Raw genomic sequence first — 16,027 nt, 5'->3', positions numbered from 1 at the left:
TAACTCAGCTCCCCTTATTTCTAAAGCAGTTGCTTAGTGTTTTGCTCTAAGCGCCGCCTGCACCGGCTACAGAGCCTTGCATTGATGTGCTCACGCTTGCGCTTACCGAGACATCAACCGAAACATCAGCCATCGCTGTTGCAGAGGCCTGAACCTTAGCAATAAGATCGGCAGATATCGAAAGCACACTTTGACCCACGGCTTCAACGAATGCAGTCAATTGAGTAACAACATCAGCTGATGCGCTCACCAAAAGGCCGACTTTCGCAAAAATGCTGAGCAAGACGCCCCAGTTTGCCTCAAGTGTCGTTACAAGGGCCTGAACTTCGACGTTCCCATCGAAGCTTGCATCGGCAACGACAGTTACCTCTGGCTCGGTGCACTCAGCTTTTGCTTCGGCTTGAGCTTCGCAAGAAGCCTTGCAGCTTGCTTCAGCTTCGATGTGGGCTTCGCCTTCGCAGTGCGGAGCTTGCATCTCTACTGAACATTCACCTGTGCAGGTACCGGAACACTGGCCTGTTGCTTCAGCGGTGCATGTTGCACTGCAGCTTCCTTCGCAAGTGCCTTCGCAAGCGCCTTCGCAGGACACCGATCCGCCACCATTGTTGGCCTCACCATTGCAGTTACCGTCGCAAGTGCCGCTACAGCTTCCGCTGCATTCACCGCTGCAGCTCGCAGATGCTTCAACTGAGCAGCTACCAGTGCAAGAAGCTTCGCATGTGCCGGAAAGTTTGCCCGCATCACATTGAAGGTCAGCTTCTGCGTTGAAGTTTGCATCGCATTCGCCTGTACAACTTGCTGCTGCATCGATGCTAAACTCACATTGAGCAGGCACGTAGATGATCTCAAGGCTTGCTTGTGCTGTGAAGTTAGCTTCGACGATGGCGTCAATCTTCGTGCTCACGGCCCGACATGCCGCTTCGGTTTCTGTCTCATCGCCAGCCGGAGCGAGTTCGCTGTCGGCGATATCGAGATCGGTTGCCATTGCTTGGCAAGTCGAGAGCAAGTCGGTCTGAATGCTTGCTGAAGCACTCTGAAGTTCAGTGGTTGCATCCACTAAAGCTTGAGCGCGCGCCGAAGGGCTGCCAGCTTCCCCGCTATCACTGGTGCATGCGCTTGCTGTTAAGCATAACGCTGCAAGGTAACTCACAAATCCAATACTTAGGTTCTTAAGTTTCATATTCAAGTGCTCCGTTTTCTGTCTCTACCCATTTTCTCACCCGCGAGGCGCAAGCGCCTGCATGACCTATTCTGTGGCAGCCTTAACCAAAGGCTCAAGCTCACCACTCGAGTACATCTCGCGAATAATATCACAACCACCAATGAATTGTCCCTTGATGTACAACTGAGGGATTGTCGGCCAGTTGGAATATTCCTTGATACCTTGCCGTATCTCGGGGTCTTCAAGAACATTTACGCTTTGAAAATCAGCGTTTAGGCGTTTTAGTACCTCGACAACTGTCGCCGAAAACCCACATTGTGGGAAAGTTTTATTGCCCTTCATAAAGAGCACAATAGCGTCGGAATCGACAATGTCTTGAATTCGTTTCTTGATTGTATCGTCCATAACTTACTGTTTCCTTGTTTTGTGCGGTCGTTAGATGATCGATTGCCCACGTGCAGCCCAGCCGCCTGGCGTGAAAGTCTGCAAGCTAAGGGCATGAATTGCTCCGTCCATAAGCTCGCCCAGTGCCGCGTAGACTAGCTTGTGTTGCTCAATCCGATTCTTATTTTCGAATTCGGGTGCAGCAATCATCGCGGAGTAATGATCTTTTGTTCCCGTCAAATCTTCAATTGCGATATGAACTGCTTCCGGGAAAGCCTCCCGAAGCCGCTCCTCAATGATACTTGCTTCAACCATAACCCACGTGATTAAGGCGCTTGGGCAAAGTTGTCAAATCGGAGCAATTGCCCATCCTAACGCGGCCGAGATGGGTGGCTATGAGGCGTCAAAAAGGTATTTGCACAGCAAGCCATCGAAAGTGATGGTCATGAGTTTCCCTTTAAAGTCGACTTTTAGCATGCCCTCTTTTTCGGGGGTGACGAGGGTTGTGGTGCAAGTGCAAGCGTCTGAATCGAGGGTGCACTCCATGGAATCGGTGGCATCGGGTCCATCAAAGCAGGTCAATGTTAGTTTGCCATCGGGATCGGTAACGCTGCAGACATCATATCCATAACCCAGACAGCTGAGTGGATTGTTATCTGTGGCATAGACATTGTAGTTGTTGACGAGGTTCTGGCAGGTGCCTGACGCGTTGGAGCCTTGTCCAGAGCTCACGTCGATAACCGTTCCATCGTTTGAATCGTCGGCGGGATTGCTCGTCGGTAGGCAAGAACGACATACGCCCGCGCCCAAAGGATCAGTGCTGCCAACTTTATCGCAATAGCTTTCTTCCCCACAGTTCAGCGTGCTCATGCATCCGGCAACGCATGCGCCTTGCGAGCAAAACTGGTTGGCTTCGCAGAGCACGCCGGAACATGCGCTCGTCCCATCAATCGTAGAGGGCTCACAGGCAACGCCATCGGCGTTTTCAAAAGCCGCGCCTGACCCGTCGTTGCTGCATCCTGAAATCGCGACTCCGAGAAAAAGCGGAAACAGAATCATTGTGCAGATAGATAAGTAGTTATTAACTAGACGCATGGCGAAAACCTCTTTGCTCAAGGCCTTTGGGGACCTATAGACCCCTTAGCATGACAAGCGTCTGAGTTGAAGCAAGTGGCGGGTTGTCCACGTGCTTGATTTCGCGAGAGACTCTATTTTTCAGCAAAGGCTAAGCGCAGCCCGAGGCCAATCAGGATCGTGCCCAAGGTGCGATCGAGGATGCGGGTAAAGCGGCTATCGTTGCGAAAAAAGTCGGTGGCTTTGGCCGCCAGCAAAATCAAAATCGAATCACTTGCCAGTGCAAGCCCAATAACGAGAAGGCCAAGGACAACAATTTGAACTTGCGGGTTTCCTGCATCGGGCCGGACAAATTGTGGCAAAAAAGCCATGAAGAAGATGGCGACTTTGGGATTGAGGATGTCCGTAAGTGCGCCTTGTTTGAAGGCAGCTAGTACACTCAATCCTTCGTCTTTGGCCTGGGAAAAATGAAAACCGCTGCCAGCATGGCGCCAGGCCTTAATGCCAAGGTAGCAAAGATATACGGCGCCAGCGTATTTGATGGCCGCGAAAGCAACGGCGGATGACGCCAAAATTGCTGAAAGCCCAAACGCTGCAGCGGCCACGTGAACAAGGGCGCCAGTGCAAACCCCCACGGAGGAAGCCAGACCGACTTTTCTGCCTTGTGCCACCGTGCGTGAGAGTACGTAGATGAGATCCGGCCCCGGCGATAGATTGAGCGCTACCGCTGCCGAGATAAAAACAATCCAATAAGTGAGGTCTAAAGCTTCCATAGATATGCTCGCGCCAGCGCGCGCTCGATGACAATTTCTTGCTGCTGTTGTTTGACGCAAATCCGGCAAAAATCAAGGGCGTAAGCAAATATCGTAGAGCGAGACCCCGATTTCGCTCAAACTCACGGCCACGCTGTACCATTCCACACGCAAACTATGCCTGGCTTGCACTAAATCAACAGAGGTTTGGGCTGTGTGCGAGAGCAAGGTCAGTTTGCGATCGAGCGCAAAAAGACGCTCACGCAGCTCGTATTCGTTTTCCAGATGCGCAAAGAGCTGCTCAAGCGCGCTGTTGTCCCAAAGCAAATCCGGTTTTTCGCCAAGCTCCATGCGACCGACCATTTTATGCTGGACACTCATCGCATCACCAAGATGCTTTAGCAGTGTGACCGTTTTTTGATGCGGACGACCGTGGTGTTGCAGCGCAACTGCCAGCGGTTCAATGCGATCAAAAGCACTAGCCACTGTGCCTTCGTAAAAACTCAAGGTCGCACTTTTGGCCAGCACATCGCCAATCAGCTGAATCTTTCGGATATCGAAATCTTGTAAATAAATAACCGCTTCATCCACACCTTCGGGCTCATTGAGGCGCAGGCCTAAGGTATCGTTTTCCTGCTCGCTTTGTTCAGCCGGTTCTTTGACATGAGGTCTTAGCTCAGTAAGGAACTCTGCTTGTGCTTGCATATCAACATTGAAAAAGACAACGGCTCCATAGCGAAGCAACACGGCGCAACCCTCCGTGCCGACTTTCACGACAAGTGGAGAGGAAGCAAGTTTGACCTGTCCTCGAATGGCACGCAGTTCAATCCGGCTTCCCAGAAAAATAGCGGTGACCTCAATTCGATTTCGGTCTCCGAATATCAGGGTGGTCATGGCAGTAGTGTAAACTTATCGAGCGGCGAAGCGTAAAATAGTTGCCATCAAGGTTTTGTGGTGCAACTAAAAAACGTCGTCTTCGCTGACGATGCATTCGATCGAGGTTTCGATGCGGAAATTGGATTCGGTGGTATGGCGTTCGGCAAAGAACAAGTCGAGATCGTAGGTGTTGCCAATCTCGATACCGAGTGAACTTGCCAGGGCGTCCATATCGGCGGTGTCAGTTTCTTCAGCGTGTACACCGCCTAGGTCAATCGCAAGCTTGCCATTGATGAAGAGAAATAAGTCATCATCACCCTGGAAGGTAAATACTTCGCCGCCTTTGTAGCTAAACTTGGAGTGCAGCTCCATGGTGAAATGGTAGTTGTGAGACTGGCCTTGGGTGTTGCCAAAACCTTCGCCGTCAATTGGGAAGAAACTATCTGAATCGTAAGTAAGGGCGCCGTCAGTGCCTCGGGTAAGCGGAAGGGTTTTTTCAATGGCTTGATTGACGCTGTCGACATTACGAAACCACTGATCGAAACTTGCTTGGTTTTCAACCGTCACAAAAGGCGCTTCAGTGGTGTTGAACACAGGCTTGCGATTGCTATCCAAGCTCGCTGTCACAATGTTTTTCTCTAGAAGGCCTTGTGAAATACCCTTTGCGTTCAGATCGATCTCAAAGTCAGGGTGGCTACTCTGAAAATCACGTATTAACACCAGCAACTCATCGACGCATTCCGTACTGTTAACTCCGCTATCGCTTGCGGGCTGGCTTGTGGCAACGCAGCGCCCATCACTGGTGCAGCGCTGGGCATTGGAGCACATGGCGCCTTTACTTTCATTGCATTGAGCAGTGCACAGTCCATCCCCACCGCAAAAGAAACCATCAGCGCAAATCGCAGGATTGAGAGTGCACTCGGTTCCGCATCCGCCTTCAGCAGGGCCATTTGCACAGGGGTCGCCATTGGTGGTGCTTGTGGCAGAATTGGAAATGCCGCAGGCGGTTAAGAGCAGCAAAAGTAAAAAAAACAGGGAAGGTTTCATAAGCCTTATCTTAGCATGTTTTTCGTGAAGCTGAATGTTTCGCGCGATGTAGCACGAGGTGTGTTTCGTGACACAATGAGTGGGCTCTCGTCTCAACACCCGCTTTGTTGTAAGAACAGCTTATGACAAAAAACTGGGTAAACGACAAAGGCGCACGGTTTTCCGCGTTGCAGCTCTCAAAAGCGGCAGCTTCGTTGTTGAGTGACATCATGACGCACGCGAATGCCCCTGATATGAAGGAGCTTGTGGGTTGGGAGTTTGCCGGCATCAACACAGCTGGGGTAGCTCATCTTCTAGGCTTCGGAAAATTCAAAAAGGTTTCTACGAGGGTGAGCCCCGCGTGAGCTTCGGGCCAGCCCCTTTTATTCAAGGCTACAATGTTGTTGTGGATCAAAAAGCAAACGAGCCGCCCTTTGAAGCAAGGCCCAGTGAGGAGAATCCCAAACGCCATGGTTTTTTTCGGGTGCATCCTGTGCAAAGCGGCGGGAAAGACAGCCGCTTTGCGCAAGCTCTTTTGCTCGACTACGGTCTTGGCGCCAACGGGCTGCAGCTCAGCGGGCTTTTGCGCGACTATCTTGTGCAGGTTTACGCAGATGATCCAACCCTCTTGTTGGGTAGTGCAGATTTAGCTATAGGGCCTTTGCGAATTCCCTCGGGCTTTTTCGTCCTGAGCAGACAAAATCAACATAACTTTGGGAGTTAGATCTTAGCATGGCAAAAGTAGCATTTGTATTTCCAGGGCAGGGGGCTCAAAAAGTAGGCATGGGTAAGGCCATTGCTGAAGCTTCCAGCAAGGCCGCCGAGATTTTTGAGCAAGCAGATGAAGCGCTTGGCTTTTCGCTTTCAAAACTTTGTTTTGAAGGGCCCGAGGAAGACCTGAAATTAACCGCCAATACTCAGCCTGCAATCCTCACGACATCGATTGCGCTTTGGGCTGCCTTGGGCAAACCTGCCGCCGATATGGTTGCAGGGCACAGCCTTGGCGAGTACAGCGCCAATGTGGCTGCTGGCACGCTTCGTTTTACCGACGCTGTTCGCTTGGTGCATCTGCGTGGCAAGTTGATGCAGCAAGCTGTGCCGGTGGACAAGGCGCCATGGCTGCGGTGCTCGGCGGTGATCCTTCTGTGATTGAAGCTATCTGCGAAGCAACGCCAGGCATTGTTTCTCCTGCGAACTACAACGCTCCTGGACAAGTGGTCATTGCCGGAGAAGCAACCGCGGTTGCTGCTGCAAGTGAGAGTCTTCGAGAAAAGGGTGCAAAGATTCGACCCCTGCCGGTGAGTGCACCTTTTCATTGCGCGATGATGAAGCCTGCGCAAGATGCGCTTGAGCCGAAGCTCAAAGAGACACAGTTTAACGATGCGAGCTGCCCACTGTACGTGAATACCGATGCCTGCGCTCAAAGCGACGGTGATGCATTGCGTGCTGCGCTTGTTAAACAAGTAAGCGCTCCTGTGAAGTGGCAGCAATCTATCGTGGCCATGCGAGCCGCTGGAGCGGATCTTTTCGTTGAACTCGGACCAGGCAAAGTGCTAAGCGGACTGATTGCTCGCATCGACAAAGACGCAAAACGCATGAATCTTGAAGGGCCCGAAGGGGCTCGAAGAACTCCAAGCGTACCTGGTCGGTCGGTGATGCCTGCAAGGACTTTTTCCGAGGTTTCCGTAGCTTCGGCTTACCTCCTCGCTCCTCGTCGGCAAGTACCGGTGTACGTGCCTCCTCGTCCCTGTGGGGGCGCTCGAAGCTACGAAAACCTCGAAAAAAGACTTGTCTTCTCGCTTTGCCTTTTTGCTCGCATACTTTTTTGTTAGCTGCTGACTTCAGTCACCAACTGACCGGTTACTTTTCAACGCGTGCGCTTTGAAAATGACGTGCTAGAAAGCCTTTCTTATTAAAAACAGTGCTTTTTCACGCTTATGGAATGCAGGAATCATCTGGATGGTGTATAGTGCGCCTCCGCCGCGGGGTGGGCTCAGTTGGCAAGTATGTCTGAGATTCAAACACTTTTTCATAGGGTACAGGGCAAATGCCCATCCGGGTTGTGGGCCCAAGGCGTCAAGCTTGCGCGTGAAGATCGCGTTTTGGGGCAATCGGAAAATGACGATGAAATTGTGCTTCGTGTCAAAACACCTGAACTTCCAGTGGCTCCCACGGTGGTCCTTTATCCGGATGATGAGGAGTGGGATTGCGATTGTCCAAGCCCCAAAGAGTATTGCGCTCATGTGGCAGCCGCCGTTATAGCGCTTAGCAGTGCCGTTGCTGACGGACGGGTTTTGCCCACAAGTCAGCGCAAGGTTGCCGAGCTACACTATTATTTTGAGCGTCGTGGCATTGGCCTTGGGCTAAAGCGTGTTTTGGCGACCGGAAAAGAAAAGTCGGCGCTTGAGAGCTCTCTTTTCAAGATGATGAGCAAAAGTTCCGCGCGTGAAAGCCTCAATGTTGATCACAACGATCTTGAAATCGATCGCATCTTAGGACAACGACCGCCGGCGACTATCCCGCTTAGTATGCTCAGTAAAATTTTTGCCTTGCTCGAGGCGGAAAACGAGAGCGGGCGCATATTTTTTGAGAACAAGGCCTTCAAGATTTCCTCGGCGCCTGTGCGGCCGCGAGCTGTGCTTCGAGACGTCTCAGACGGTATCGAGCTTTCACTTCTGCCAAGTAAGGCTATCGATGAAATCGTAGCCGACGGTGTCGTACGCCTTGCTGAGACCTTGCACGTGCTCGCTGAAGTTTCCGTCACTGGTGTACGTTTGGAAAATCTACCGCTCACACGAGTGTTTCCTTTTGATTCGGTGGGTGAACTGGCCACGAGCGTGCTTCCAGAGTTTGAAGGTAAAGCGGACATCGAGATATTGTCGAAGCATGTTCCCGGAACCAGCAAATCGCTCAAACCTCGTGTTGATTTGCAGGTCAAACAAGAAGGCAACACCTTGTCGGTCCTGCCCACGATTGTCTATGGCGATCCTCCTCAGGCGCGCATCGATGGTGGAAAGCTGGTGCATCTTGAAGGGTTGATTCCGGTGCGCGATGGACAGGCCGAGGCGGAAAATTGTTCGTGCGTTGCGGGATGATTTGCATTTGATGCCCGGTCGCAAAGTTACTTTCACGGGTGGCGAAGCAACGGCTTTTGCAGAAAAGCTCAAACGTTGGAGTCACGCTTTAGGACCCGAGGGTCAGTTTCTGCAACAGGCACCTTTGCTACCGCGTATGCTGATCAAAGGTGAAAAGGTTGATTTGTTTTTCGAAACCAACGCGCAACAGTCCAGCAAAAAGGCATTGCGCGTTAGCGCTGAAGCGGTGATTGGCGCCTGGCAGGGTGGTTTTTCCCAAGTTGCACTTGAAGGTGGCGGTTGGGCGCCTCTACCCGAAGAATGGCTTGCCGAACACGGTGACCGCGTGGCCGATTTGCTTGCCGCACGAAAACAGAGCAAGAACAAAGTTCCGACGGTTGCCTTACCGAGCCTTGCCATTTTGGCCGAAGATCTGAATCAACCTCCGCCTCCCGGTTTTGCCCGCTTACGACCCTTGTTCGAAGATTTTAAGTCTTTGCCACAGAGCCCGATTCCAGAGGGTGTCACCGCAGAGCTTCGCGACTATCAAAAAGAAGGCGTGAGCTGGCTTTGTTTTTTGCGTGACGCGAACCTGGGTGCCGTATTGGCCGATGACATGGGTTTAGGAAAAACCTTGCAGAGCATTTGTGCGTTCAAAGGACGTAGTCTGGTTGTGTGCCCAACGAGTGTGCTTCAAAACTGGGAAGACGAGATCCAACGTTTTAGGCCCACATTGAAAACATCAATCTTTCATGGCCCAAAACGCAAACTTGATAAGCAGGCGGATGTGGTGATCACCACCTACGCAATTTTGCGCATTGACGCGGCGCTTTTGACCAAACAGTTTTGGGATTGCATCGTGCTCGATGAAGCGCAGGCCATTAAAAACCCATCGTCTCAAGCAGCCAAAGTGGCGTACCGCCTGGATGGTGAGTTCCGAATCGCATTGTCTGGCACGCCCGTTGAAAATCGGCTTGAAGAGTTATGGAGCTTGCTGCATTTTAGCAATCCAGGTCTATTGGGTGGTCGTTCTGACTTTCAAAACCGATTTTCAAAACCGATTGCCGTTGGAGACAAGGGCGCGGCCGAGCGCTTGAGGCAGAAAATCCGGCCTTTTGTTTTAAGACGCATCAAAAAAGACGTAGCGCCAGAGTTGCCTCCAAGAACGGAGTCGGTACTCCATGTGGAGCTCGACGAGCAAGAACGAGCCGTATACGATACAATTCGCGCCGCAACGCGTAAGGACGTGATTGAGCGGCTGGGGCATGGTAGTAACGTGCTGGCTGCGCTCGAGGCACTGCTTCGATTAAGGCAGGCAGCTTGTCATTCCGCGCTGGTACCAGGCCAGCACGCTGAGCATTCGTCCAAAGTGAAAACATTAATTGAGGCACTCGAGACCGTTGCCGCAGACGGACACAAAGCATTGGTATTTTCTCAGTGGACTTCGATGCTTAATCTCATTGAGCCTCATTTGAAAAAATCGGGTCTGGATTTTTTGAGACTGGATGGCGCAACCCGAAATCGTGCCGAGGTTGTGGCAAACTTTCAAAGCGATTCCGGACCTCCGTTGCTACTTGCCTCGCTCAAAGCGGGTGGAACTGGTCTCAATCTAACAGCAGCGGATCACGTTTTTCTAACCGACCCATGGTGGAATCCTGCTGCCGAGGACCAAGCGGCCGATCGCTCCCATCGTATTGGTCAGGACCGACCGGTCATGGTCTATCGCTTGGTCACTCAAGATACAGTCGAGGAACGTATTCTCTCGCTTCAGAAGAAAAAACGTGGGCTTGCCGAAGCTGCTCTTGGAGAAGCCGACCGCGCGACGGCCCTCACGCGTGATGATTTACTTGCCTTGCTCGATTAAAAAAATCGTTGACGGAAGTTAAGCATTTGATCGTTTCGAAGCGATGAGAATTTGTCCGGGCCTGAACCTTTGAATTTGCAAAAGCTAAGTATCTATGTTGGATCATGTAGCTGGCTAACAACTCTTTTTGTTTTGCTACAGAGTGAAGTGCGGCGAAATCATTTTAGGTGCCATGTCTGAACATACATTGTATCCGGAGATAAAACCGTTTTCCGAGTTTCGTTTGAAAGTAGACGAGATGCACGAACTATACGTTGAGCAATCTGGCAACGAAAATGGCAAGCCGGTTGTCGTATTACACGGTGGTCCCGGCGGAGGGAGCCAGCCCGTTTCGCGGCGCTATTTCGATCCTGAGGTCTATCGAATCGTGCTCTTTGATCAACGTGGTTGCGCAGAGAGTACGCCACATTCTGAGCTCCGTGCTAATACAACCTGGCACTTGGTTTCAGACATTGAAACGATTCGTGAGCGCCTTGGTATTAACACTTGGCAGGTCTTTGGTGGCTCATGGGGGAGTACCCTAGCATTGGCCTATGCGCAAAAGTATCCGGAACGTGTCAGCGAACTTGTCCTTCGCGGTGTTTTTTTATTGCGCTCAGAAGAGTTGCATTGGTTCTATCAGCAGGGCGCAAGTTTTTTGTTTCCAGAAGCTTTTGCTGAATTTCAGAAAGTTGTCCCTGCTGAAAAACGCGGGGACTTATTGAGTGCATACCATGAGTTGCTTACTGGTCATGACGAGAAGCTTCGCGCCAAAGCTGCACATGCCTGGAGCAGTTGGGAGATGGGGCGAAGCACGCTGCTCGCCAATCCGGCGCTTGTCCGAAAAGCAGAGCAAACTAAATTCAGTGATGCTTTTGCGCGACTTGAGGCTCACTACTTTGTGAATAAGGGTTTTTTTGAATGCGATGGGCAGCTTCTGCGTGATGCCTTCCGGTTGCGGGGGTATCCCGGGGGTCATTGTGCACGGCCGCTACGATGTGATTTGTCCGGTCAAAAATGCCGTCGATCTCCATGCCGTATGGCCGGAGGCACAGCTCAATATCGTCGGTGCTGCGGGGCATGCCCAAAGTGAAACCGGTATTTGCAGGGCTCTTGTAAAAGCCACCGATTCGTTTCGAGCCAGAGTTTAGTGCTCTTTTGGGAGATCTAGTGAAAATTTTAAGACTTTTGGCTCTGAAAGGCTGACCAGGCTTGATTTAGCACGCCAATTGGGTACAAGAGCGTCGCTCTGGACAGGATGACCGTTCAGGGCGTAGCACGTGCTGGCCGTTGAGCTACGCGAGCATATTACTAGGAGGCGCAGTGGAACTCACGAATTTTATCCCTTGGATCCCTGGAGCAGGTGTGGTTGGCCTTATTATAGCCTTTGCCCTGTACGGCTATGTTTCAAAACAAGCCGTTGGCAACGACCGCATGAAGCAAATCAGTGAAGAAATCCACAATGGTGCCATGGCTTTTTTGCGTTCTGAGTATCTGATTTTAGCGGTGTTCATCGCCGTAGTAGCGATAGCGTTGTTCGTCTTTTATGGCGTGCAAACAGCTTTTGCGTTTTTCCTAGGCGCGTTGTGCTCCATGTTTGCTGGTTTCCTCGGCATGAAGTCGGCTACCAAAGCCAACGTGCGAACGAGTGAAGCTGCCAGGCAAGGATCACAAGCTAACGCTCTTTTTGTGGCATTCAACGGTGGAGCAGTCATGGGCTTGGCCGTTGCATCCCTTGGTTTGCTCGGAGTCGGTGGCCTCTTTTTGATTTTCGGTGTGCTTGACAATGTCGACACGGTTCAAGCGATTGGTGGCTTTTCGATGGGCGCCTCATCGATTGCACTTTTCTCACGCGTGGGTGGCGGTATTTACACCAAAGCAGCCGATGTAGGCGCTGACTTGGTGGGTAAAGTCGAAGCTGGCATCCCAGAGGACGACCCGCGTAACCCCGGCGTTATTGCGGATAACGTAGGCGACAACGTCGGTGACGTCGCCGGTATGGGTGCTGATATTTTTGAAAGCTACGTGGGATCCATTATCGCAACCTGCGCCATCGGCGCGACCTTGGGCGGCAGTGCAGCTGCTGCGCTATGGTCTGGCGATGCACTTGCTGATGCAAGCATGATCACTGGAACCTTGGTGACCTTGCCTCTTATTTTGGCGGTGGTTGGTCTTGTCGCTTCTTTGATTGGCGTGGCCTCGATGTCGGTGCTCAAGGCTTGGGATCCTGCAGCCGCATTGCGTTACTCGACCTTCTTGGCAGCGGGTTTGTTCTTGATTGCTGCGAAGTTCGTCATTGCGGCCTTCGGCGTGAGCTCCGGTGTGTTTTGGGCGGTGCTTGCAGGATCGATTGCTGGCGTGCTTATTGGCCTAGCCACCGAGTACTATACCAGTGCTGCTCCAGTCATTCGCGTAGCAAACGCTTCTAAAACAGGCCCCGCTACGAATATCATCCATGGTTTGGCCGTTGGACTGGAATCCGTCGCTATTCCGATCTTGCTCATCGTGGTTGCAGTGTTTATCGCCAATCATCTTGCCGGCCTCTATGGTATCGGAATTGCCGCGCTTGGCATGTTAGCAACCGTTGGCGTTACCATGTCGGTTGATGCCTATGGCCCCATTGCGGACAACGCTGGTGGCATTAGTGAGATGGCAAAGCTTGGTCCAGAGGTTCGAAAAATCACCGACGGTCTTGATGCACTTGGCAACACCACTGCTGCCATTGGTAAAGGCTTTGCGATTGGTTCAGCGGCGCTGACGGCTTTGGCATTGTTTTCTGCTTTCGCTCAAAAAGTCGAAGCGGTGCAAGGCGTGCCCTTGGTGATCGACATCCGTGATCCAAAAGTGGTGATTGGTCTATTCATCGGCGGCATTTTGCCATTTCTCATCGGCGCGATGACCATGACATCGGTGGGTAAAGCCGCAGGGCAAATGGTGGACGAGATTCGGCGTCAGTTTAGAGAGATCCCTGGTTTGCTTGAAGGAAAGCCTGATGCAAAACCAGATGCCGCACGCTGTGTTGAGATTTCAACAAAAGCAGCTCTTCGTGAAATGGTCCTTCCTGGAACCGTTGCCATCGCTGCACCGATTATCGTTGGTTTTATTCCTCAGCTTGGCGTCGAGGCGCTTGGGGGCATGCTTGCAGGGGCCACTGTGGCTGGTGTGCTCTTGGCTTTGTTTATGGCCAACGCTGGTGGCGTCTGGGACAATGCAAAGAAAGCTATCGAAAAGGGTGAAATCCCTGGCGAGCAAAAGGGTGGCGAAGCCCTTAAAGCTGCCGTTGTGGGCGATACCGTGGGTGATCCTCTCAAGGATACCAGTGGCCCATCGATGAACATTCTCATTAAGCTCATGAGCATTGTCGCGTTGATTATCGCGCCACTCATCGCGAGTTAAGAGAATCGATTATGCTCTTGCTTAATCCTCCTGGCATTGGCCAGGGGGATTTATGCTTTAATGGGCACGGGCTCTTGATGCGAATTACTTGCAAACAATGAAGAAGTCTTTGCCGCCAACGAGCGTATGGTTGCCAAAAGTAAAATTAATAGTGGGACTGCTGAACACTCCGATGTGACATCCGCGTCCATCGGAACTCAATGTAAAAGCATAACTGTATTCTCGTGCTGTCGATCCATTGACATCGGCATACAGATAGCCGCCTGTTGAATCAAATAGCGCGCCAAAGTAGTCTTCATTGGAGTTCACGCCGTTTAAAGTTCCACCACCGAAATCAATCGAATTGCGAAAATATCCTACAATGGCGACATCGTTGCTTGGATACGCCGCGATATCATATCCGCCATCGTTCAAGCTGTTGCCAAAACTTTGCGACCAAATATGCGTACCAGTTGCATCAAAACTTGCGACAAACACATCGGAGCCTCCAAAAAAGCCGAGTGCTCCGCCGCCAAAATCAACGTTGTTGTTAATCTCGCCCGTTAACAATACACGGTTGTTGCCATCGGTTGCAATGCTATAGGCCTTGTCGTCTCCTGGACCACCGTGACCGCTGGACCATTGGTGTGTTCCGCTCGCGTTGAAGCACGCAATATAGATATCGCTGCCGCCGGAATTGCTTAGTGGGCTTCCACCGAAATTGATGGTCCCGGCGTAGTCACCCGCGATGCATACATCGCTTGAGCTAGCTACGGTAACGGTATCGCCCCTGTCTGTGAGCGTACTTCCAAAGTCGGCTGCCCATATGTAGCTACCGTTCGCGGTCGAGTATTTCACCAGAAACACATCCGAGGCTGTTGCATTTAGACTGCCGCCTCCAAAGTCAATCGTGTTTTGAAAACTTCCGGTGGCATACACATATCCAGAAGGATCAACAGCAATCCCCGCGCCTTCGTCATCGCCGCTTGAATTGATCCCCTTCGACCAGCGATGATTGCCCGAACTGTCGTAACTGGCTACAAAAATATCTTTATTGATTGCGCTAAAGGTACTTCCTCCAAAGTTCGCATCGCTACTGCTGAAGGTTCCAACGATGTAAATATTGCCGTTGGCATCGATGTCGAGCTCGCTCGCCTCATCAAAACTGCTTCCTCCGAAGGCTGCCGACCAGCGATGATTCCCATCGATATCATAGCTGGCTACAAAAACATCTACATTTCCGGGACCGATTAGATCAGAGCCACCCAGGTTAATGGTTCCGCTAAATGAACCCGTAACGTAGATATTGCCGAAGTTATCTGAAGCAATGCCTGTGCCGATGTCGTCATTATTGGTTCCAAACGTGAGTGAAAATCCTGGATGAGGTGCGCATGTTCCAGTGTCGCAGTTAAGGGAAATGCAATCGAGATCGATTGAGCAACTGTCTCCGTTGACACACCTACCACACGAACTTCCCCCACAGTCGATATCGCTTTCATCTTGGTTTTGTATGTTATCGGAACAGGTCGCAGCTTGGCAGATGTTGCCTGTGCATACCCCGGAGTTGCAGTCGGAGGAAAGAGTGCAGCCGAAGCCATCACCGCAAGCGCCACAAACGCTTCCGCCACAGTCGGTGTCTGTTTCATCTTGGTTAATTGTCCCGTCGAAACAAGTCGCTGCTTGGCACACGTTGCTCGTACATACCCCGGAGCTGCAGTCGCCGGCAACCATGCAAGCTTGTCCCGTACTGCATGTGCTGCAGCTGCTTCCACCGCAATCCACATCGCTTTCATCTTGATTTTGGGTTCCATCTGAGCAACTCGGACTTTGGCATTGACCTGAGCTGCAGACACTAGAACTGCAGTCGCTTGGCACCAAGCAATTCGATCCATTTGGGCAAGCACTGCAGCTTCCGCCGCAATCGACATCCGTCTCGTCGCCATTGAGTATGCTATCGGCACAGCTTGCCGGGATGCAGAGCCCACCGGAACACCGCCCTGATAGACAATCAGTGCTCGCGCTACATGCACTGCCATTGCTACAGCTATTGCAATGCCGCCGCAATCCACATCACTTTCCCCGAAGTTGAGTCGGGCGTCACTACAATAGGTGTCAAGGTCAACACTATCGCTTAGGCCGTCTCCGTCTGCATCGTTATCGAGAAAATTTGGATTGCCATCCTGGTCAAGATCGCCATCACCTTCGTCCTGATCGAGAAGCCCGTCATTATCCGAATCAAGGTCGAGAAAGTTTGCCCATCCATCCAAGTCGAAATCATTCTCACCCTCGATTTCATCACCAATCGAATCTCCGTCGCTATCGCTGTCAAGATAGTTGGCTAAACCATCTGCATCCAAGTCTTCGGTTCCCTCAACCGCATCACTGATGCCATCGCCATCGGTGTCCAGGAAGGAAATGGTGTTGGTGTTACTCACGTTGCTTCCCGAATCGACCATGTCTT

The 16,027-nt window shown here is 51.6% G+C and carries 11 protein-coding genes and 3 pseudogenes; 6 read left to right on the top strand and 8 right to left on the bottom strand.

Annotated elements, in window-relative coordinates:
- Positions 1–46: 46 nt before the first annotated feature.
- The 7 genes from IPJ88_16190 to IPJ88_16160 all read right to left on the bottom strand — a co-directional run bounded on the left by IPJ88_16190 (position 47) and on the right by IPJ88_16160 (position 5,295).
- On the bottom strand, positions 47–1,180 hold the full coding sequence (locus IPJ88_16190; GenBank protein ID QQR89705.1) for a hypothetical protein: 1,134 nt from the start codon (positions 1,178–1,180) through the stop codon (positions 47–49).
- A 66-nt stretch (positions 1,181–1,246) separates the two neighbouring features.
- Positions 1,247–1,567 carry a Grx4 family monothiol glutaredoxin gene (gene grxD, locus IPJ88_16185; GenBank protein QQR89704.1) on the bottom strand — a complete coding sequence of 107 codons (321 nt, stop codon included), beginning with the start codon at positions 1,565–1,567 and terminating at the stop codon, positions 1,247–1,249.
- A gap of 30 nt (positions 1,568–1,597) precedes the next feature.
- Positions 1,598–1,861: a BolA family transcriptional regulator gene (locus IPJ88_16180; GenBank protein QQR89703.1), complete on the bottom strand. Its 264-nt coding sequence runs from the start codon at positions 1,859–1,861 to the stop codon at positions 1,598–1,600.
- A 78-nt stretch (positions 1,862–1,939) separates the two neighbouring features.
- Positions 1,940–2,605 carry a hypothetical protein gene (locus IPJ88_16175; protein QQR89702.1) on the bottom strand — a complete coding sequence of 222 codons (666 nt, stop codon included), beginning with the start codon at positions 2,603–2,605 and terminating at the stop codon, positions 1,940–1,942.
- A 149-nt stretch (positions 2,606–2,754) separates the two neighbouring features.
- Entirely contained in the window at positions 2,755–3,393 is a 639-nt protein-coding gene (locus IPJ88_16170; protein QQR89701.1) for a LysE family translocator, read from the bottom strand.
- Between the two features lie 72 nt (positions 3,394–3,465).
- The gene (locus IPJ88_16165; GenBank protein ID QQR89700.1) at positions 3,466–4,266 is read right to left on the bottom strand and encodes an RMD1 family protein; all 801 of its coding nucleotides are present in this window, start codon (positions 4,264–4,266) and stop codon (positions 3,466–3,468) included.
- Positions 4,267–4,332: 66 nt separating this feature from the next.
- Positions 4,333–5,295, bottom strand: a complete 963-nt coding sequence (locus IPJ88_16160) for a fibro-slime domain-containing protein (GenBank protein ID QQR89699.1) — start codon at positions 5,293–5,295, stop codon at positions 4,333–4,335.
- Positions 5,296–5,417: 122 nt separating this feature from the next.
- On the opposite strand from IPJ88_16160, the gene IPJ88_16155 reads away from it, so the two are divergent.
- From IPJ88_16155 to IPJ88_16130, 6 genes and pseudogenes are all read left to right on the top strand, one after another.
- A complete protein-coding gene (locus IPJ88_16155) occupies positions 5,418–5,639 on the top strand; it encodes a hypothetical protein (GenBank protein QQR89698.1) in 222 nt (73 codons plus the stop codon).
- On the top strand, positions 5,636–5,998 hold the full coding sequence (locus IPJ88_16150; GenBank protein QQR89697.1) for a hypothetical protein: 363 nt from the start codon (positions 5,636–5,638) through the stop codon (positions 5,996–5,998). Before IPJ88_16155 ends, IPJ88_16150 begins: the two co-directional genes overlap by 4 nt.
- Before the next feature lie 8 nt (positions 5,999–6,006).
- Positions 6,007–7,106 (top strand): annotated as a pseudogene (fabD, locus tag IPJ88_16145) (ACP S-malonyltransferase).
- A gap of 174 nt (positions 7,107–7,280) precedes the next feature.
- Positions 7,281–10,212: pseudogene (locus IPJ88_16140) on the top strand (helicase).
- Positions 10,213–10,384: 172 nt separating this feature from the next.
- Positions 10,385–11,342: pseudogene (gene pip / locus IPJ88_16135) on the top strand (prolyl aminopeptidase).
- A gap of 190 nt (positions 11,343–11,532) precedes the next feature.
- On the top strand, positions 11,533–13,587 hold the full coding sequence (locus IPJ88_16130; GenBank protein ID QQR92065.1) for a sodium-translocating pyrophosphatase: 2,055 nt from the start codon (positions 11,533–11,535) through the stop codon (positions 13,585–13,587).
- An 84-nt stretch (positions 13,588–13,671) separates the two neighbouring features.
- On the opposite strand, the gene IPJ88_16125 is transcribed toward IPJ88_16130, so the two are convergent.
- On the bottom strand, positions 13,672–15,255 hold the full coding sequence (locus tag IPJ88_16125) for an SBBP repeat-containing protein (protein ID QQR89696.1): 1,584 nt from the start codon (positions 15,253–15,255) through the stop codon (positions 13,672–13,674).
- Positions 15,256–16,027 lie beyond the last annotated feature (772 nt).

It is taken from the genome of Myxococcales bacterium (genome assembly GCA_016699535.1).
Classification (GTDB): Bacteria; Myxococcota_A; Polyangia; order Polyangiales.
This window is presented reverse-complemented; position numbering and strand designations above follow the sequence as displayed.

Bases quoted from the DNA above. Each gene is read 5' to 3' on its own strand.
- IPJ88_16170 (QQR89701.1), bottom strand. From the start codon at position 3,393: ATGGAAGCTTTAGACCTCACTTATTGGATTGTTTTTATCTCGGCAGCG.
- IPJ88_16160 (QQR89699.1), bottom strand. From the start codon at position 5,295: ATGAAACCTTCCCTGTTTTTTTTACTTTTGCTGCTCTTAACCGCCTGC.
- IPJ88_16190 (QQR89705.1), bottom strand. From the start codon at position 1,180: ATGAAACTTAAGAACCTAAGTATTGGATTTGTGAGTTACCTTGCAGCG.
- IPJ88_16165 (QQR89700.1), bottom strand. From the start codon at position 4,266: ATGACCACCCTGATATTCGGAGACCGAAATCGAATTGAGGTCACCGCT.
- grxD (QQR89704.1), bottom strand. From the start codon at position 1,567: ATGGACGATACAATCAAGAAACGAATTCAAGACATTGTCGATTCCGAC.
- IPJ88_16180 (QQR89703.1), bottom strand. From the start codon at position 1,861: ATGGTTGAAGCAAGTATCATTGAGGAGCGGCTTCGGGAGGCTTTCCCG.
- IPJ88_16175 (QQR89702.1), bottom strand. From the start codon at position 2,605: ATGATTCTGTTTCCGCTTTTTCTCGGAGTCGCGATTTCAGGATGCAGC.
- IPJ88_16155 (QQR89698.1), top strand. From the start codon at position 5,418: ATGACAAAAAACTGGGTAAACGACAAAGGCGCACGGTTTTCCGCGTTG.